Consider the following 18,005-nt stretch of genomic DNA (forward strand, 5'->3'; position numbering starts at 1 on the left):
TCATTTCGCAAGTACTATTTAATTCATTTTACGGAATAACAGTGGGGTTGGTTATCTTAATTTATATTATAATTTTTACTTCTTTATTAACCATGAGCATTATGCCACGGTTTCCATCGTTTGAAAAGAGGCATCTTTCCGCATCCGGCGGCATAGGGTGGGACATCTCAACAAACGAGGTGTTCGATATGGAACTGAACTACAACCGCGTCCATCTATGCGGGCAGGCGGAGGACGTGCCCGCTCTGTCCCACGTCAACCACGGCTGCGCCTTCTACAGGTTTACGCTGGCGGTGATGCGCCTGTCGGGGCAGGCAGACCGCCTGCCGGTCATCGTGCCCCAGACGCTGCTCCATGCTGTACCGGTGGCGGCTGGGACCACCGTTACCGTCATCGGTCAGCTGCGGTCCTTCAACAACAAAAGCGGTCAGGGCAGCCGCCTGGTGATCTCCGTGTTCGCCCACCAGCTGACCCTGGGCGGCGAGAGCCCCTTTAACCAGATCCAGCTGTCCGGCATATTGTGCAGGACACCCACGCTGCGGCGGACGCCGCTGGGCCGCGAGATCTGTGACATCATCCTGGCGGTGAACCGCCGGTACGGACGGGCGGACTACCTGCCGTGCATCGCCTGGGGCGCGGTGGCGGCTCAGGCGGCGGACATGCGCACCGGCCAGCGCCTCACCGTGGAGGGCCGCGTCCAGAGCCGTGTCTACACCAAAAATGACAACGGCGTCCTGACGGACCGCACGGCTTATGAGGTGTCCATCATGCGTCCTGCGGAGATCGAGGAATTTCTTGTACATATTCCCCGTTGAAAACGGGAATCACCAGTGTTATGATAGATTTAACGTCAGATTTTACAAGAAATTTTACGAAAGAGAGATAGATCCTCATGCAGCATCACCTGCACTTCCCTTTTCATCACCACAAGCCCCATGCTGCCCGGTACGACGTGGACATGACCCAGGGCAGCACCACGGGACACCTGATTCGTTTCGCCCTGCCGCTGCTGGCAGGCAACCTGTTCCAGCAGCTTTACAACATGGTGGACACCTGGGTGGTGGGCAATTTCGTCAGCAATGAGGCGTTCTCCGCCGTGGGCACCGTGGGGCCCATTATCAACACCCTCATCGGCTTCTTTCTGGGAATGTCCAGCGGCGCCGGCGTGGTCATCAGCCAGTATTACGGTGCGCACCGGCCGGAAAAGGTACATCAGGCGGTACACACCGCCATTCTCCTGACGCTGCTGCTGGGCGTGGTTTTCACCGGCGCGGGCATCGCCATGACGCCGCTGATGCTGGACCTGATGAAGACCCCCGCGGAGGTGGCGCCGGACCAGACCACGTACCTGACCATCTATTTCGCGGGCATCATGGGCCTGCTGCTGTACAACATGGGCTCCGGCATCCTGCAGGCTGCCGGCGACTCCCGCCGCCCCTTCTACTTTCTGGTAGTGTCCGCCGTGGTGAACACGGCGCTGGACCTGCTGTTTGTGCTGCAATTCGGCATGGGCGTGGAGGGCGTGGCCTACGCCACCATCATTGCTCAGGCGGTATCCGCCATACTGACCATGACCGTACTGATGCGCTACGACGGCAGCATCCGGCTGGAGCTGCGGAAGCTGCGGTTCCACTGGGACATGCTGAAAAAGATCGTGTCGGTGGGCATCCCCGCCGCGCTGCAGATGGCCATCACCGCCTTCTCCAACGTGTTCGTGCAGGGCTACATCAACCACTTCGGCGCGGACTGCATGTCCGGCTGGACGGCCTACACCAAGATTGACCAGCTGGTGATCCTGCCGGTGCAGTCTCTGTCCATGGCCTCCACCACCTTTGTGGGCCAGAATCTGGGTGTGGGCAACGTGGCGCGTGCCAAGGGCGGCGTGCGCCGTGCGCTGCTGCTGTCCTTCGCCGTCACCGCCGTGCTGCTGGTGCCGGTGCTGCTGCTGGCGCCGGGCCTCACCTCCTTCTTCAACAGTAAGGCCGAGGTGGTGTCCTACGGCGCGCTGCTGCTGCGGCTGCTGTCGCCGTTCTACTTCTTCTTCTGCATCAACCAGATCTACTCCGGCGCGCTGCGGGGCGCGGGCAACAGCCGTATGCCCATGTTCATCATGCTGGGCTCCTTCGTGGTATTCCGCCAGATCTACCTGTATGTCATGGCCAACTACATCTCCAACGAGATCGTGCCCATCGCTCTGAGCTACCCCGCCGGATGGTTCGTATGCAGCGCCGCCACCCTGCTGTATTACACCCACTGCAAGTTCGACCACTATCGCCTGGTGGAGGATGTGTAAATGGACAAGTGTGAATCCTGCGTGTTCTACCTCTATGACGAGGAATACGATGACTACGTGTGCGACATGGACCTGGATGAGGACGAGATGGCCCGCTTCCTGGCGTCGGACACCGGCAGCTGCCCCTTCTGGCGGCCCGGGGACGACTATCTCACCGCACGGAAGCAGTAACATACAGCAAAAGAGGGGAGACAGCACATCCGCTGTCCCCCCTCTTTCATCTGTACCGCACGCAGGCCCTCCCGCGGGATGCAGTGCCTTGTGTGCGGCGTCCCGCGTCAAAGCGGCGCGTCCGCAGCGGCGCCCGGCGCGGCACATCCCCGCAAAACGCAAGAGACGCGGCCAAAGGCCGCGTCTCTTTTCTTCCCCCATGGGCAAGACTCCGCTCGTTATACCCCCCAACAGGCGGAGCAGCAGAAAAAGCGTTACTTACCGGACTTCTTCCGGCGGCGCAGGCCCGCAGCACCGCTGAGGCTCAGCACAGCCGCGGCCGCATAGGCGGCGATACCGGCATCGAAGGTCTTGGGCGACTGGGCCGCGCCGTTGGCGCCGTTATTGGTGCCGTTGCCCTTGTGGTTGTGCCGCTTATCGTCCGGCGTAGGTACAGGCGGCTTGACGGGATCGTCCGGCGTAGGCACAGGCGGCTTGGGACCGTCATCGTCGTCGCTCTTAACGTCCTTCCACAGCGGCGTCACGCTGACGTCGTGCTCCACCACGTAGGTGGTGCCGGCCTCGTAGGCCACGCCGTCGATGATCCACTTGTCGAACGTCTTCTTGTCGGGAGCCCGGAAGCCCATGCTGTCCCAGTCGGAGCGCAGGGTGTAGTTCTTACCGCCCTCGGCACGATCCATGGCCAGAGTGCCGCCCACCTCGGTATCGTAGCTGACGGAGTAGTACACCGTCACCGTACCCTCGGCCTCGGTCTCGATAGTACCGGCATAGCCCTTCGCCGTGATGCGCACGGAGATGGTCTTGCCGATGTCCTCGCCGGTCAGCTCGTAGGCAGCCTCATCGGCGCCCTCGATGGGCTGGCCGTTCCGCAGCCACTGGTAGCGCAGGTCAGCGTTGGGCATGCCGCTGGTCTCGGCAGTCAGGGTCTCGCCGCGCTCCAGCTTGCCGTTGATGGCCACCGTGCCGGTGATATCCGGCAGAGTGCGCTGGTAGCCGCAGGTATCGCAGATGGTATCATCCGCATCGGTGTAGTCGTGCTCGGCCTTGTCCTTGGTATAGCCGCAGCCGTCCACCGTGCAGGTGTGCCAGTGATACGTGTCGTCGCTGTCCCAATCCTCGGTCCAGACGTGAGGCTGCACCTCGTACTGGGCATAGTAGGTGACGTTGCCGGTCACAGTCTCGGCCACATCCTCCACCGCACCGTTGGGCGTGGTGCTCCAGCCCAGGAACACGTAGCTGTTGTCCTCGTCCGTCGCCTTGTCCGCGCCGGGCGCCTGGATGGCGGTGCCGTAGTCCACAGCGCCATCGGTGCAGCTGCCGGTCAGGCTGCCGCCCTGGGCGTTCCAGGCCACCGTGTACTGGTTGACGGTACGGCTGAAGATAGCGGTAATGGTGGTGTCATCCGTCACGGTGTAGGTGCCGTTAGGCGTGCTCCACTTCTCGAAGGCGTAGGTGTACTGGGCGGTGTTGGCGCTGGCCACCGCGGCCACCGTCACGCCCTTGACGGTAACGGTGCTGCCGCTGACGGTCAGATCCGCCCCCTCCGGCACGCGGCTGACCGCCTGCACGGGCGTCACCATGCCGTACTCGGCCTCGTTGGCCTCGAAGGACACGGTGAAGTAGTTCACGGTGCGGTCATGGCCGCAGGTCAGGCACTCCGTGCCCTCCAGGCCGTCATAGACGTGGGCCTCTCTGGTGGTCATATCCCACTCATCGCAGCCGTTCCGGCACTGCTTGACGTGATAATCGTTGTCGTAGTCCTTCCACTGGAAGTCGTGCTCCAGCTTCTGACCCACCTCGAAGATGGCCTCGCCGGCAGTGCCCTCACTGGAGACGCCGCAGGCACAGGACTTGTAATAGAGTGCCGGAGACAGGCAGGTAGCGTCGGCCTTGCGGTACTGCTGGCTCTCCGCCTTCTGGTCGAAGGTATGCTGGTGGACAGGCACCGTCACATTCAGAACCGCACCGGCCTTGTGGGTGTCAGTCTCCTTGAAGCGCACCTGATAGATGCCGCTGTTCAGACCGGTCAGAGTCCCGTCGGGGCAGGTGACGTAGTTCACACCATCAGCGCTGTACTCCATGGCGGAGGTCACGCCGGTGATGGTACCGTCGGTGCCGCCGATGGAGGAGGGCGCGGTACTCTCCAGACCGGCAGGTGCATCCTGCGCCGCCTTCTGAATGACCAGCGTATAGGTGGCGGAGGATTGCGCATAGTTATGGTTGCTGTCGTCCGACATCGCGGTGATGACCACGGTACCGGCCTTGCGGATGGTGACCTCGCCGGTGGCGGCGTCCACCGCCGCCACGGTGTCATCGCTGCCGCGATAGACCACGGGGCCCTTGGCGCCGCTGACAGTCTGGGTATAGCTGGTGCTGGCGGGATCGTAGGTCAGCTCCACCCTCGTCTCCGCGAAGGACAGCTCCTGGCCCATGGGTGCGATCGTCAAATCGTCCAGCGCCAGCTCCGCCGCGGCGAAGTTGCTGCTGCCGGAGACGCGCAGCTTCACCGTGTAGGTACCGGCATTGGTGGGCTCTTCCACCGCGATGCCGTCGGCATTCGTGTAGACCACGGTCAGCGTGATATCCTGCGCGGGATAGCTGTCGCTCAGCTTTGCGGTCACTTCCTTGGCGTTTCCGTTATAGACCAGATCCTCGCTCCGGGGATAGGTCACAGCGAAGTCGCTGACCACAGGGGTCTTCTCGCCGATGCTCCACACGATGGTCTTATCCTCGGTGGTGCCGTCGTCCCACTGATAGTTGGCGGTGTTCGTCAGCTTGGCCACGGCGGTGTGCTCACCGGCGTTGACCGCCTTGAACTCGCCCTCCAGCGTGTAGCCCTCACCGGCGGCCACGCCGGTCTGGGTCTCGCCGTTGTAGATGAGGCCGGTGACGGCCATGGGGGCCTTCACCTTCATGGGCTGGATCTTCCACTGGATGGTCTTGTCGGTCTCGGTGCCGTCGGGCCACACATACCCCTCGTTCAGGCGCAGGGTAATGGTATACTCGCCCACGTCCGTGGCCTTGTCCTCACCGGACACGGTGTAGTAGGTGTCCGCGCCCTCGGGCACGGTGAGCACCGTCTGCTCCTCGCCGCTGTAGGTCAGGGTGGTCTCGGCGGCCACCACGGGCATCAGGTCTGCGGGCACCGCCTGCACCAGCAGGATGGTGTCGTGGGCCTCGTTCCACGCGAAGATGCTGCCGTTGTTGGTGGTGATCCTGGCCAGCACCTCCGGCGGCAGGGTCTCGTAGGTCACGCCGCTGAAGTAGTCCTTACCCTCGCGGCCCTCGACCTCCACCACCTGGATGTCCGCGTTCTCGGTCAGGCCGCTGACGCAGATCTTCGCCACGGTGCCGTGATACGTATCGGTTGCCAGGTACAGGTTGTCGTCTGCGCCGCCGGTCAGGGTGTTGCCGGTGATGCTGACGCTGCCGCCCAGCGTAAGTGCTGTGTCATCTGGGTTGCACGAAGTGAGCACACCGCCGCCCATCTCACCGGCGGTGTTGCCGGTGATGCCGCCGTTGAGGAGCTTGGCCCATCTGTACTGCGTCCCATAGGGCCAGTTGAACAGGCCGCCGCCGAATCTGGCCGCGCTGTTGTAGGCGATGGCGTCGCTGCGCAGGCTGTTCATGGTGAACTTGCCGTAGTTGGCCACACCGCCGCCTCCGGCGCTGCTCGCGTCGCGGATACCTTCAAGATCCGAATTAGGCCAATAGCCGCCAAACTTCAAATCTCCCGTATTGGTGGACTTATTATACTGGATCGCTGCATTTCCGTACAGGCCGAAGCTGCCGCCTTCACGAGGCTCTACGCTCACACCGGCGCCATAGCTGCTGGTAAAGCCGGTGATGGTGCCGTTATACAGGTTGGCGTAAGCGTTGCTCACTTTAAGTCCGCGCTGGTCGGTCATATTGCTGTTGCCCCGCAGGCCGCCGGGCGTGGCCGCGCAGTCGGTCAGGTTGACCTTGGCGAGGGCGGAGACACGCAGCAGAGATTTGCTGGTGTTGCTGTCAGCGCTGGTGACGGTATGGCCGTTGAAGCAGAGGTTCAGCTTCTTATCGCTGCCGTTGGCCTTCCACGTCTTCTCCAGCGTCACGTCCTGGCTCAGATACCAGTTGCCGGTGCGGGGCAGCCAGTTGGTGGCTTTGACACGGATGCCGGATGCGAACGTCCTGGAGCCGTAGTCCTTCTGGGCCTCGTAGTCCGTCCACTCCTTGAAGTCGATCTCGCCGCCGCACTCGCCGGAGTGGCCCGCCACGGAGATGTCATGGCTGGCGCTGTCCAGATTGCAGATGCTGTGCTTATGATAGACGGTCAGCTGGATGACGAACGCGCCGTCCCAGGTGGTCAGCTCCATCTGGCCGTCCTTGTTGTCGTCCAGCGTGAAGCGGGGCAGATCGCGGCTCAGATCACCGGCGTTGTAGTAGCCGCCGCTACTGCCTCTGTACGCCTCGACAACATCCTTGCCGTTGGCCGGCTCCAGCACGGTCATGCCGATGGTGCTGCCGGTGCTCCGCAGCGTCGGACTATAGTAGTTGCTCCACTCTCTGCTCAGCATGATCGTCTGGGCGGTGGCCAGGTTGTTGGCCGCACCGCCCACGGTATTGCCGGTCACGGTGATCTTGTAGCCGCCCCTGGTGGGATACAGCAGGAGACCGGCGTAGCTGTTGCTGCTGACGCTGCCCTCGGAATTGTTGTAAATACCGCCGCCCTGCGTACCGGCGGTGTTGCCGGTAATGCTGCCGCCGACCAGCTTCACGCTGCCGCCGCTGTTGCAGATACCGCCGCCGTAGGTGGCCGCGGAGTTGCCGGTGATGCTGCCGCCGTACATCTCGAACTTGCCGTTCTTCTGGACCGCCACACCGCCGCCGAAGCCGCCGGAGTGGTTGCCGGTGATGGTGCCGCCGTACATGTTGAAGGTGACAGAACCGTAAGTGGTTCTGTCCAGCAGCACACCGTGGCCGAAGCCCTTGATGGTACCGGCGTACAGGTTGAACGTGCCGTAGGTCTCCACCTTTACGCCTGCGCGGCCGCCCGCCGCCGTGCCGCCGCCGTTGATGACGCCGCTGCCCTGGCAGTCCACGATGTTCAGGGTGTGGCTGCGGGTCACGTAATAGGTATAGTCCGCGCCGTCCTTCACGGTGATGGTGTGGCCGTTCAGGCACAGCGTCACGTTCTCATTCAGAACGGTGCCGCTGCTGACGGTCACGTCGTTCATCAGTCTCCACGCGCCCGCCGTGGTGGGCAGGCTATCGGTGGAGGTCCATTTCTCATAGATAGCCTCGGTCTCATCGTTGCCGGTGGGGTCCGCCGTGCCGTCCGGCTTGTGGATATGGCCCGGGGACACCAGATACCGGCTGTTCTCCACCGTGTAGAAGTTGTTGCCGGTCTGGGTAACGCGGTCGGCGGACAGGCTGCCGATATCGATCTTTGCGCTGTCGCTGAGGCGTCTGATGATGCTGATGTTGGCGCTGTCGTTGGCGAGCGCGATGCTGCTGGCGCTATTGTTGTTCCAGATCCGCGCGTTCTTGCCCAGCTTCAGTGCGCCGCCGTTGTCCACATAGATGGCATTGCCCTGACCGCCGGTGATCACGCTGTTGCCCATGATGTCGCCGCCGGTCATGGTGAACGTACCGCTGGTGCCCACATACACGCCGCCGCCGTACCGGACGCCCACGTCGCTGCCCACGCTGCTCGCGCGGCCGTTATTGCGGATGCTGCCGCCGTACATGTTGAAGGTGCCGTTGTTCAGAACGCCGCCGCCGTGCTCCACAACGACGCCGACGCCGCCCTGGTCGCCGTCGCGGTAGATATGGCCCGCGTACATGTTGAACGTGCCGTTGTTGTACACACCGCCGCCGTCCGTGCCGACACAGCCGACGATGGCGCCCATATACAGGTTGAATGTGCCGTTATTGCGGACACCGTTGCCCCGATACGTCGAGTTGTCGGCCGGCATCAGTGCGCTGGCGTTGTGGTATTCGCTCCAGTCGCTGCTGCAGTCGGTCAGGCTGAACGTCACGCCGGAGTCCACCGTGATGATATCAAAGCTGCCGCCCGCGATGATGCTGTGGCCGTTGGTACACAGCACGGTGCCCTCCTTGGGCTTCCACGTCTCGCTGAGGGTCACGTTCTTGGTCAGGTGATAGCAGCCCGCCTCGGTGGGCAGGGAATCCTCGGACTCCCAGGGCGTGAAGGTCTGGAGGTTGGCCGCGGTATGGCTGCCGCTGACCGTGTGCTCCGCGCCGCAGACGCAGTGGTAGTGGGCCGGCAGCTTCTTCAGCTGCTCGTTCTCCACATACAGCACGCCCAGACTGGGATCGTCCAGAGAGAAGCAGCCCAGCGTCTCGTCCGTCACCTTGCCCTGCACGATGCCGTCCGCCCAGCTGTTCAGGGCGATCTTTGCCGCGCTCTGGAGCCCGCTGACGTGAATGGGGTAGCTCTCGGGATTCAGCATGCACACGTTGCTGCGCGGCTGGGTGCCGGGTGCGCCGTCCTTATAGTTATAGTAGACCTTGGCGGTGCCGCCGATGTTCAGAGTACCGCTGCCGGTGGCGATGCCGCCATAGGCCGTACCGACGTTATTGAAGATGGAACCGCCGGTCATGTTGAAGGTACCGTTGTTCAGAACGCCGCCCGCATAGCCCTTGTTGTCTCGGATCTGGCCGCCGGTCATGTTGAACGTGCCGCCCTTGTTGATCACGATGGTAGCCTGCTTGTCGCCGGTGCTCTTGTTATACTCGATGGAAGCGCCGTCGCACAGATTCAGCGTAGCCCGATCGCCCACCGTGATAGCGGCCTTCGCGCAGTCGATGCCGGTGAGGGTCACGTTGCTGAGCGTCAGGTTGTTGCCCCGCTTCAGAAGGATGGCGCTGTTTTTGGAACCGGCGGAATTATACACGCCGAAGCTGCCCCGCTTGGAGGCGTCCTCCGTGCAGTCCATCAGCGTCAGGGACTGCTGGTCCGTGATATCGTTGTAGGTCGCCTCGTCCTTGCCCAGGATGCCCGCGCCGTTGATGGTGTGGCCGTTCAGGCAGATCGTCAGGCTGTTCGTGCCGCCCCACCATGTATAGGGCGTCCAGTCCTTCGGCAGATACACATCCTTGGTCAGGCAGTATATGCCGAGCTGGCCATAGTCCACATAGGGCAGTGAGTTGCTGGCTGTACTGTTGGGGCCGCACTGCTCACGGGCTCTCTCGTCCGTCCAGAGGATGCACTCCACGTCGCCGTGCATATGCTTCTCCGTTGTGGACGTCGAGGCGGCCTGTACCTGTGTGGGCAGCATGCACAGCGCCGCCAGTGCCAGCGCCAGCAGACCGCCCATCCATTTCTTCTTCATCCGTCGATTCCTCCCTGTTGTGATTACAGATTCTCTCATCGCTCCCCGCGGGTCTGCGCCCGCAGTGCGTTATATACGTATTGCTCCCGCCGCGTCACTCGGCGTGGGATCCCCCGTCCATGGGGCCGGGCTCCGGCTCCTCCGGCGCTCTGCGGAACCCCATGATGCGGGCCGGGATGTAGACCCACGGCCGGTGCAGCGCGTGGTTGTAGTTGTCCACCGCCTGACGGTAGATGCTCTCGCTGCGGTACAGCACGGCGGCTGCCTCCCGATCGGCGGGGGTCTGCGCCAGACGGCGGTGGAAGGCGGTGACTTGGCTGGCTGCGCTGTCCACGATGCTCTGCCGGCCGGTCAGCATGCGCCGCACCTCCCAGGACCAGAGCGCCACGAAAGCAGCCGCGCAGACGGCGGCGATCAGCCACGCGATCCACGGTGTCATGTCCCATCGCCCCCTTTCTCCAGCTTTCAGCATGGTCAGTTTACCAGCTTTTTCCGGCGGCAGGAGGCCGCGCCCTTGAAATGTATATTTTTTCGACACGAAATGTCAGAACATGACTTTTCAAACCGCCCCTCCCTGTGGTAGAATCGTAGGCGACTATTCAAACGGAGGTGTTTGCGGTGTATATAGCGGTCTGCGATGATCAGGCGGAGGAGCTGTCCGCCCTGACGGCACTGCTGGACCAATGGCAGGCGGAGCGGCATTTCCCCCTGCGGTATCACACGTTCCGCAGCGCCGCCGGCATGCTGGACGTGGCCCAGCGCGAGCGGTTCAGCCTGTACCTGCTGGATGTGATGATGCCCGGCATCGACGGCATGGACGCCGCCCGCGAGATACGCACCTTTGACGATGCCGCCGATATCGTGTTCCTCACGTCCTCCCCGGGCTTCGCCTACGAGAGCTACGGTGTGCGGGCGCTGGAGTATCTGCTCAAGCCCATCAGCGACAGCCTGCTGTTCCCCGTACTGGACAAGCTGATGCTGCGGGAGCAGCGTCCGCAGGACGGCCTGACCCTGAAGGCGGGTGCCACGCTGGTGCGGGTGCCGTTTTCCCGGCTGTCCTATGTGGAGGTCAACGGCAAGCATCTCTACTTCCACCTGGCCGACGGCACGGTGCGGAAGGTGGCGGGTTCTCTGAAGGACTACGAGCCGCTGCTGCTGGTGCGGCCGGAGTTCATGCGCATCCACCGGTCCTACATTGTGAACATGCTCCAGATCGATGAGCTGTCCCCCGCCGGTGTCCATACGTTTTCCGGCATGAACCTGCCGGTGTCGCGGCTGCTGTACCCCCAGCTGCAAAAGGACTATATGAAGCTGCTGTTTGCGGAGAGGGAGGAGCTGTGACCGTATCCGACATGAATATCGCGTCCCTGCTGGACGTGTTCGATTACGCTCTGGTGCTGATCTACGGGCTGGCGCTTGATGTGTTCATCTCCGGCGGCTGCGATACCCCCCGCCAGAAGCGTCTGATCGCGTACCTGTGCCCCTGCTTTCTGGTGGTCCAGCTCCTGGGCTGGCTGACGCTGGGCGAGCTGGCTGTCAAGCAGATCTACCCCCTGATCGTCCATCTGCCGCTGGTGCTGATTTTGGTGCTGGCGCTGAAAAAGCCCTGGGGCATCGCCATCGTCAGCACCGCCACCGCCTATCTCTGCTGCCAGCCGCCCCGCTGGGGCAGCATGGCCGTGGAGGCCCTGACCCACAGCGCCGTGGCCGGCAATCTGGTGTATATCGTGCTGCTGAGCGGGTCGTTCTACCTGTTCCGCCGGTACTTCGTGGCCGCGGCCTACGGCGCCATGACCAGTTCCCCCACCGCCCTGCTGCTGTTCGGGAGCCTTCCCTGCAGCTATTACATTTTTGACTACGCCACCACCATCTACTCCGATGCGCTGTATTCCGGCATTCAGGCCCTCAACGAGTTCCTGCCCACGGTGCTGGTGGTGTTCTACGTCCTGTTCCTGCCCGCCTTCTACGTCCAGAGCCAGAAGCGTTCCAGCGCCGAGATGCAGCGCTCCCTGCTGGAGGTAGAGCTGAAGCAGTCCCAGCAGGAGATGGACTCCCTGCGCCAGTCGGAGATGCAGACGGCGGTGTACCAGCACGACATGCGCCACCACCTGAACATGATCAGCGGCCTTCTGGCCTCCGGCAGCCCCCAGCAGGCCCAGGAGTACATCCAAAAGGTCCAGTCCGACGTGGAGGCCCTCACCTCCCGCCGCTTCTGCGAGAACGAGACGGTGAATCTGCTGTGCTCCTCCTTCGTCCAGAAGGCGGAAAAATCCGGCGTTACCCTGAACGTGGACGCACGGGTCCCCGCCCACCTGCCCATCAGCGACACGGAGCTATGCTCCCTGCTGTCCAACGCTCTGGAAAATGCCCTGCGCGCCGCGTCCACGCTGCGGCCGGAGTTCCGCCGGACGGTAGACCTCTACTGCGGCATCCGCCTGAACAAACTGCTCATCGAGGTGCGCAATCCCTACGACACGCCGCCGGTGATGCGGGATGGCGTACCGGTATCCGATGCGGCGGGCCACGGCTTCGGCTGCCGCAGCATCCAGGCCATTGCCCAGCAGCGCGGCGGCCTGTGCCAGTTCCTGGCGGAGCGGGGCACATTCCTGCTGCGCGTGGTGCTGCCGGCAAAGGGCGTCGCCAAGTAAACCTGCGGCCAATAAAAAAGGACCTGCGCCTCGCGGTGCAGGTCCTTTTTTATTGGTTTGTTCAACCCTCGATGATCTCCTGGAAGTACAGGGCGTTCATGCCGGTGCCGTCCAGCATAGCCACCATCACGGTGTGGCCGTCCTTGTCGATGAAGGTGCCGGCATAGGTGACGCCGCCCACCTCGATCTTCATGGTGCCGCCGTCCTCGCTGAGGGAGTAGGTGCCCTCGGTCTGCTCCTCATCCTCGGCCAGCACCACCTTGCTCTCGTCCACGAAGATGAACTGGTACACGTCGTGGAGCTGGCTCATGACCTCCTGAGTCTGATCCGCGGTCATCTGCACGCCGTCGACATAGCCGCCGATGAAGGTCCAGTAGGTACCCGCCACTTCGGGAGCGGGAATAAACTGATCGGCCAGGATGGTCAGCAGGCTCTGGCCCTCAGGGCTGGTCTGGGTATCGTCCGCGGCGGCATCGTCCTGCACCTGCTGCTGATCGTCAGCAGCGTCATCGCCCGTGTCGGCGGTATCACCGCAGGCCACCAGAGCAAATGCCATCATCATCGCCAGCAGCAGAGCCAGCAGTTTCTTGAGTTTCATGTTCATTCTTCCTCCATTATTGTCGTTTCTCTTGATATCTATATAAACCGCCTCTGCGGTCTATATCGTTCTTTGCATCACACGCTGGTGGTGATGCTGCCGCCCTCCACGGTGAAGCTGGCCAAGCTGGAGTAGGCGCAGTTGTCCATGGCGTCCCGCATTTCGAACACCATGACATACCGCCCGTCCGGCAGCGCCGTCTCGCCGAAGGCGGTATCCGCCGTCACGGTGATGGTCTCCGCCTCGTAGGCCTCAAAATCATCGTCACCGGAAATACTGGACATATACCACACGGTGGTGAGCTCATCGCCCTCCTGCAGCAGCCGCAGCTCCTTACCGGCCATGCCGTTCTCATCCAGTCCCTGCCGCGCACCCAGGATCTCCCAGCTCTCCGTGGAGAAGTTATAGGCCACCTGCAGGTTGTATGCCTCGCCGTTCAGCAGCACCGGCACGGTATACAGGTTGTAGTCGTCACCCACGCTGCTGAGCTCCATGTAGACCACCGCGCCGTCGATGCTGCCCCAGACGCCCCGGAAGTTGTCGGTGAACACGCCGTTCTCCCAGTCGCCGACGATGTCGTTGTCCGTACCCAGCATCAGCAGGCTGTCGCTGTCCGGATCCGTATAGTACAGGGAGAAATTCACGGACGCCAGCAGGCTGTCGGCCTCCGGCCCCAGGGTCAGTACGGCGCAGCCCTCATCGTTCAGGGTCAGGGGCGCGTTGTCCCAATCCATGGCGGACAGCGTCTCCACCTCAGGCAGGTCGTGGATATCCATCTCCGCCAGATAGTCCATGCCGCTCTGGTCCAGCTCACCGGTAAGCTCATAGAGATAGAAGTACTTGAACGCCGCGCCGGCGCCCAGACCGGCATAGCTGACCGCCTCGTCTGCATCGCCGTTATAGGAGTAGTAGCAGGACAGGCCCGTGGCCTCGCTGCGGTAGGGGCCCTTCACCTGATACAGCACGCAGCTGTCCAGCGCATCCAGCACCGCCTGGGCCGAGGGCAGCATATCGCCGCTCTGGCGGGCCATGTGGCCCAGGTCCACCATGTTGGCGTAGCCCTCCTCGCGGGTGTTGCCGCCGTAGTTCTCGCTGCGGTCCGCCACGCGGGCAAACCGCGTGAAGAAGGACGGATCCTGGCAGGCGGCGCTCAGCGCCTCCGCGCCATAGCTCTCGTAGGCCGTCAGCAGCGGCCCGATCTGGGACAGGTCGGTGAGGGACAGCGTCACACTGTCCTCCGTGTCCACCAGCTCGCAGCCGGTGTAGTACGCATCGCAGATGGCGCGTCCCAGAGCGGCGCCGTCCATGGACGGCTGTTCCGCCAGCGCGCCCACCCAGTCGGTGTAGTACCAGCCGTTGCCCGGCTCCGTCTCCTCCGACGCCACCAGATAGCGGCTCAGGTCGCAGAAGGTGTAAGCCACGTCCACCGTGGCCATCAGGCAGGTGTCAAAGCCCACCAGCTCCAACGGCTGCTGCCCCGCCTCCAGCGACGGCTCCCACACCTGAGAAAACGCGGCGTACATCTCGTCCAGCGTCAGGGAGTCGTAGTCGTACAGCTCATCAAAAGCCGCGCCGGACACCGAGCCGCCGCCGTGGTTCCAGAACACCACCGCCGTCTTGTCGGCGGGATAGCTGTCCTTGGCAAACTGCAGAAACGCCGCCAGCGTCTCGCTGTCGCCCATACTGGCCGAGGGCTGCTCGTCCACCAGCTGCAATCCCTCGCTGTTGTACACGAAGCGCTGCAGCTTGGAGGCATCCACCACGTCGTTCTGCCACTCGGCAGCGCCGCCGGTCTGGATGACCACCGTCACGTTTTCCGGCAGCTCCACCTCCATCAGCTCGCTGAGGTCCGCGGTGGCGCAGCCGCCCTCGGTCTCCAGATCGCTGCCGCAGAGGTACCAGTATACCGCCCAGCTGCTGCCGTCGTCCGCCGCCGTATTGTTGTCCGGCGTACCGGGCTCATCGCCGCAGGCGGCCAGCGGCAGGGCCATGACCAGCGCCATCATCAGCGCGAAAATTTTCTTCTTCATATTCAGATCCCCAGCAGCTGCTTCTTCTTGGCAGCAAACTCCTCCTCGGTGATGACGCCGGTGTCCAACAGCATCTTGTACTTCTGCAGCTCCGCCACCGTGTCCACGACAGGAGCTGCGGCCTGAACGGGCTGGGCCGCCTGAGCGGCCGGCGCGGCGGCGTTCTCGCCGTCCCACAGCTCTCTGGCGCCGGGATTCATCACATGAGCCAGCGCCGTGGCCATGCGGTGCAGCTCCGCCACCTTTTCATCGTACTCATTGAGATAGTCGATGATGCTGGGGTTCGTGGAGCTGAAGGACGGCGCGCTGATCTCATTCCGGAAAGACTTCCAGTACGGGTCATTGAGGATGACCTCCACGCTGAACTTATGCACCGGCGCATCCGCCTCGAAGCGGGGCTCCGGTATATCGAACCGGCGGTCGTCCGGCTCCCCGGGACGGCGGTCGCGGTCACGCATGCGCTCCATCCGCTCCATGCGCTCGTACTCCTCTTTCTGCATCTGGAAGCGGTCCACCCGCATCTGCATGGCCCGCGCCCGCTCCGGCACGTCGCTCTGATGGCAGTGCAGACCGTCGGCCTTGCCCTCGAACAGGGTCTTGCCGTCCTCCAGGAAGCGGAAAGACACCAGGGCCGATGCCGGAAATACCAGTGCGCCGTCGTATCCCTTCAGCCGCAGCAGACGGTGCTCCGTGTCCGCCAGCAGCTCGCCGCTCAGAAAGCCGAAGCTCATGCGGTCCGTCTCCTTGAACGCATCCCGCAGCGCCTGGTTTTCGTCATAGTAAGCGATGTATTTCTTGAACTGATCCAGCGACATGCGCTCCAGCACGCCGTTCGGCAGATCCACCTTACCGGCGCACTCCTTGCACAAAGGCATATCCTCCACCTTGGTGGGCAGCAGCCGCGGGGTAGGGCTGCCGCAGATGGGGCAGAGCTTTTTATTGTTACTGAATAATCCCATAGGACCCTCCTGTATTCTCCGTTTGTTCCGGCGGTCTGAACCGCCCACTCTCCGTTTCGGCAGTATAGCATGTTTTTCGACAGCGATACAGGCTCCGCCTGAAATGTATGTTTTTTCGGCGCGAAATGTCGGCATCGTGCTGCCGAGACTTCTGACGCAGCATGGCGCGTTTCGATCGGCGGAGCTGTGTTTGCCCTTGTTGCCTGACGCCATCTTCAGCAGATATTACCAGCCCTCGCCGCCGCATATTCACCGTCCCTCGGGAAAAGCTATGACTGCGATACCCAATCAGAGTTTATCGCTCAACAACAGGAAAGGAGATTTTTCAATATGTCCAGTAAGAACAGCAGCAAGCTGAACGTTCCCGAGGCCAAGGCCGCTATGGATAAGTTTAAGATGGAGGCCGCCTCCGAGGTGGGCGTCAACCTGAAGAACGGCTATAACGGCGACCTGACCAGCCGCGAGGCCGGCTCTGTCGGCGGCCAGATGGTCAAGAAGATGGCACCCATACGAACGATGAGTTTCAAGCGGGCTGACCGAACAGCACTGGGGCATGAAGTTGAAGTACGGTACATAGCAGGGATCACAATATAGGGAAACGCACGAGCCACAATTTGGTTCGTGCGTTCTTTATCATTCTATCGTTGAGAAGCTGCCAATCAAAAGCAGCTGAATCAGCAAGAGAGCGAACGAGAAATCAATGAGAGGCGTTTTGAAAGTGATGGTAAGTTGGATTTTGCGAAGAAATGTGCGGATAGCCTTCAAAATATCTTTCATATGCAGTCCCCCTTCTGTTCTACGTTCTTGCCCGTTCGCTTTAGAGCCTCTTGAATCTGGTGAGTCAGGAAGGGGGAGATTTCTGACCCACTTAAATTATAACACACAATGTGTGGTGTGCAATAGCAAGTTTTTCGTAGTGACGGCGTATTGACATTGCATCATGCTGTGGGTATACTAAAGGAAAAGGAGGTCTGCTACTATGTCAAATATCAATGTGGCTACCGCACCGAAAACAGCGACGTTTCAAATGCGCATCAATCCGGAAATCAAGCAGGAGGCGGAGAATGTTTTTTCCAACTACGGCCTGAGCTTGACGGAGGCTTTTAATATATTTCTTCAGCAATCGCTGAATAGCAACGGCTTTCCGTTTCTGTTGTCTCCTGAAAACGCGGAATATATGAGATCCAAGGCCGCGGCACAGCTCATGGCCGAGATTGACAAGGGTTGGAAATCTGCTGAAGAAGGGGGCTGGCTTACGCTGGAAGACGTGGAGTCCCGGCTTGGGCTGACGGATGAATAAGCTGCGTATCACGCCGGCAGCAGCCAGTGACTTGGCAGAGATCAAGGCCTACATCTCGCTGGAGCTGCATAACCCACAGGCTGCACAGCGTATTGTGAAGAGTATTACTCACGATCTACGGCATCTACAGCAAAACCCTTATCTTGGCTTTTCTGTTTCAGCCAAAATCGGTAGAGAGACTGACCTGCGGGCACTTCTCAGTGGGAGCTATTTTCTATTCTACCGTGTTGGAGGCGAGACAATACAGGTTTCCCGTATTCTGGATGGGCGGCAAGATTATCTGCGTGTTCTGTTTGGCGCAGCGGAAGAGAAGTGAATATCAGTAACATGATAGCAGCCCCTTCTTTTCAGGCAGAAAGAAGGGGCTGCTCAGTTCTTCAATCGCTTGGTGTGAAAATTCACTTTTTCGCGAACGCCCTTTTAAGTTAACTGCGCATAAGTCTTGACGGTACCTGCTACTGCGTTGGTAGTCAACTTTTATGCAGATTTATTCATCATGAGACTAAAAGGCTCCATCCAAATGGATGGAGCCTTTTAGTCTCATACAATAACAATATGGCTAGGGCGTTTATCTGGATCATTATATGCTATGCGTTCGTCCTTTATGAGTTGCTTTACAACGCTATTGATAGTCGTAGTACCTCGCTGTAGATTTTCTACATACTCAGA

At 61.3% G+C, this 18,005-nt stretch carries 13 protein-coding genes and 1 pseudogene; 8 read left to right on the plus strand and 6 right to left on the minus strand.

Annotation, left to right across the window (positions count from 1 at the left end; all coding sequences use genetic code 11):
• The first annotated feature begins 188 nt into the window (after positions 1-188).
• From ACZM22_RS10510 to ACZM22_RS10520, 3 genes are all read left to right on the plus strand, one after another.
• On the plus strand, positions 189-815 hold the full coding sequence (locus ACZM22_RS10510; protein WP_489544026.1) for a single-stranded DNA-binding protein: 627 nt from the start codon (positions 189-191) through the stop codon (positions 813-815).
• Positions 816-892: 77 nt separating this feature from the next.
• The gene (locus ACZM22_RS10515; RefSeq protein WP_489544027.1) at positions 893-2,293 is read left to right on the plus strand and encodes an MATE family efflux transporter; all 1,401 of its coding nucleotides are present in this window, start codon (positions 893-895) and stop codon (positions 2,291-2,293) included.
• Positions 2,294-2,464 (plus strand): DUF6472 family protein, encoded by a 171-nt coding sequence (locus tag ACZM22_RS10520; RefSeq protein WP_483267863.1) that lies wholly within the window; start codon positions 2,294-2,296, stop codon positions 2,462-2,464.
• 254 nt (positions 2,465-2,718) lie between these two features.
• On the opposite strand, the gene ACZM22_RS10525 is transcribed toward ACZM22_RS10520, so the two are convergent.
• Both ACZM22_RS10525 and ACZM22_RS10530 read right to left on the minus strand, forming a co-directional pair.
• Positions 2,719-9,801 carry an immunoglobulin-like domain-containing protein gene (locus ACZM22_RS10525; protein ID WP_489544028.1) on the minus strand — a complete coding sequence of 2,361 codons (7,083 nt, stop codon included), beginning with the start codon at positions 9,799-9,801 and terminating at the stop codon, positions 2,719-2,721.
• A gap of 94 nt (positions 9,802-9,895) precedes the next feature.
• Entirely contained in the window at positions 9,896-10,240 is a 345-nt protein-coding gene (locus tag ACZM22_RS10530; protein ID WP_489544029.1) for a hypothetical protein, read from the minus strand.
• A 179-nt stretch (positions 10,241-10,419) separates the two neighbouring features.
• On the opposite strand from ACZM22_RS10530, the gene ACZM22_RS10535 reads away from it, so the two are divergent.
• The gene (locus ACZM22_RS10535; protein ID WP_489544030.1) at positions 10,420-11,142 is read left to right on the plus strand and encodes a LytR/AlgR family response regulator transcription factor; all 723 of its coding nucleotides are present in this window, start codon (positions 10,420-10,422) and stop codon (positions 11,140-11,142) included.
• The gene (locus tag ACZM22_RS10540; protein ID WP_489544031.1) at positions 11,139-12,449 is read left to right on the plus strand and encodes a sensor histidine kinase; all 1,311 of its coding nucleotides are present in this window, start codon (positions 11,139-11,141) and stop codon (positions 12,447-12,449) included. The genes ACZM22_RS10535 and ACZM22_RS10540 overlap by 4 nt, the downstream gene beginning before the upstream one ends.
• A gap of 61 nt (positions 12,450-12,510) precedes the next feature.
• On the opposite strand, the gene ACZM22_RS10545 is transcribed toward ACZM22_RS10540, so the two are convergent.
• The 3 genes from ACZM22_RS10545 to ACZM22_RS10555 all read right to left on the minus strand — a co-directional run bounded on the left by ACZM22_RS10545 (position 12,511) and on the right by ACZM22_RS10555 (position 16,036).
• Entirely contained in the window at positions 12,511-13,047 is a 537-nt protein-coding gene (locus tag ACZM22_RS10545) for a hypothetical protein (RefSeq protein ID WP_483267868.1), read from the minus strand.
• A gap of 77 nt (positions 13,048-13,124) precedes the next feature.
• Positions 13,125-15,077, minus strand: a complete 1,953-nt coding sequence (locus ACZM22_RS10550) for a clostripain-related cysteine peptidase (protein WP_489544032.1) — start codon at positions 15,075-15,077, stop codon at positions 13,125-13,127.
• Between the two features lie 2 nt (positions 15,078-15,079).
• The gene (locus ACZM22_RS10555; protein WP_489544033.1) at positions 15,080-16,036 is read right to left on the minus strand and encodes an SHOCT domain-containing protein; all 957 of its coding nucleotides are present in this window, start codon (positions 16,034-16,036) and stop codon (positions 15,080-15,082) included.
• Positions 16,037-16,366: 330 nt separating this feature from the next.
• Here ACZM22_RS10555 and ACZM22_RS10560 point away from each other — a divergent pair.
• A pseudogene (locus tag ACZM22_RS10560) lies at positions 16,367-16,537 on the plus strand (alpha/beta-type small acid-soluble spore protein); the annotation flags it as partial.
• Between the two features lie 132 nt (positions 16,538-16,669).
• Here ACZM22_RS10560 and ACZM22_RS10565 read toward each other — a convergent pair.
• Positions 16,670-16,813 carry a hypothetical protein gene (locus ACZM22_RS10565; RefSeq protein ID WP_489544034.1) on the minus strand — a complete coding sequence of 48 codons (144 nt, stop codon included), beginning with the start codon at positions 16,811-16,813 and terminating at the stop codon, positions 16,670-16,672.
• 202 nt (positions 16,814-17,015) lie between these two features.
• On the opposite strand from ACZM22_RS10565, the gene ACZM22_RS10570 reads away from it, so the two are divergent.
• A complete protein-coding gene (locus ACZM22_RS10570) occupies positions 17,016-17,336 on the plus strand; it encodes a type II toxin-antitoxin system RelB/DinJ family antitoxin (RefSeq protein WP_489544035.1) in 321 nt (106 codons plus the stop codon).
• The gene (locus ACZM22_RS10575; RefSeq protein ID WP_489544036.1) at positions 17,329-17,652 is read left to right on the plus strand and encodes a type II toxin-antitoxin system RelE/ParE family toxin; all 324 of its coding nucleotides are present in this window, start codon (positions 17,329-17,331) and stop codon (positions 17,650-17,652) included. The genes ACZM22_RS10570 and ACZM22_RS10575 overlap by 8 nt, the downstream gene beginning before the upstream one ends.
• The last annotated feature ends 353 nt before the right edge of the window (positions 17,653-18,005 follow it).

The organism is Vescimonas sp., assembly GCF_057856985.1.

What these genes read in the sequence shown, in the direction of transcription:
- ACZM22_RS10570 (WP_489544035.1), top strand. Translation starts at nt 17,016, where the DNA reads ATGTCAAATATCAATGTGGCTACCGCACCGAAAACAGCGACGTTTCAA.
- ACZM22_RS10515 (WP_489544027.1), top strand. Translation starts at nt 893, where the DNA reads ATGCAGCATCACCTGCACTTCCCTTTTCATCACCACAAGCCCCATGCT.
- ACZM22_RS10520 (WP_483267863.1), top strand. Translation starts at nt 2,294, where the DNA reads ATGGACAAGTGTGAATCCTGCGTGTTCTACCTCTATGACGAGGAATAC.
- ACZM22_RS10545 (WP_483267868.1), bottom strand. Translation starts at nt 13,047, where the DNA reads ATGAAACTCAAGAAACTGCTGGCTCTGCTGCTGGCGATGATGATGGCA.
- ACZM22_RS10575 (WP_489544036.1), top strand. Translation starts at nt 17,329, where the DNA reads ATGAATAAGCTGCGTATCACGCCGGCAGCAGCCAGTGACTTGGCAGAG.
- ACZM22_RS10550 (WP_489544032.1), bottom strand. Translation starts at nt 15,077, where the DNA reads ATGAAGAAGAAAATTTTCGCGCTGATGATGGCGCTGGTCATGGCCCTG.
- ACZM22_RS10510 (WP_489544026.1), top strand. Translation starts at nt 189, where the DNA reads ATGGAACTGAACTACAACCGCGTCCATCTATGCGGGCAGGCGGAGGAC.
- ACZM22_RS10555 (WP_489544033.1), bottom strand. Translation starts at nt 16,036, where the DNA reads ATGGGATTATTCAGTAACAATAAAAAGCTCTGCCCCATCTGCGGCAGC.
- ACZM22_RS10565 (WP_489544034.1), bottom strand. Translation starts at nt 16,813, where the DNA reads ATGAAAGATATTTTGAAGGCTATCCGCACATTTCTTCGCAAAATCCAA.
- ACZM22_RS10530 (WP_489544029.1), bottom strand. Translation starts at nt 10,240, where the DNA reads ATGACACCGTGGATCGCGTGGCTGATCGCCGCCGTCTGCGCGGCTGCT.
- ACZM22_RS10525 (WP_489544028.1), bottom strand. Translation starts at nt 9,801, where the DNA reads ATGAAGAAGAAATGGATGGGCGGTCTGCTGGCGCTGGCACTGGCGGCG.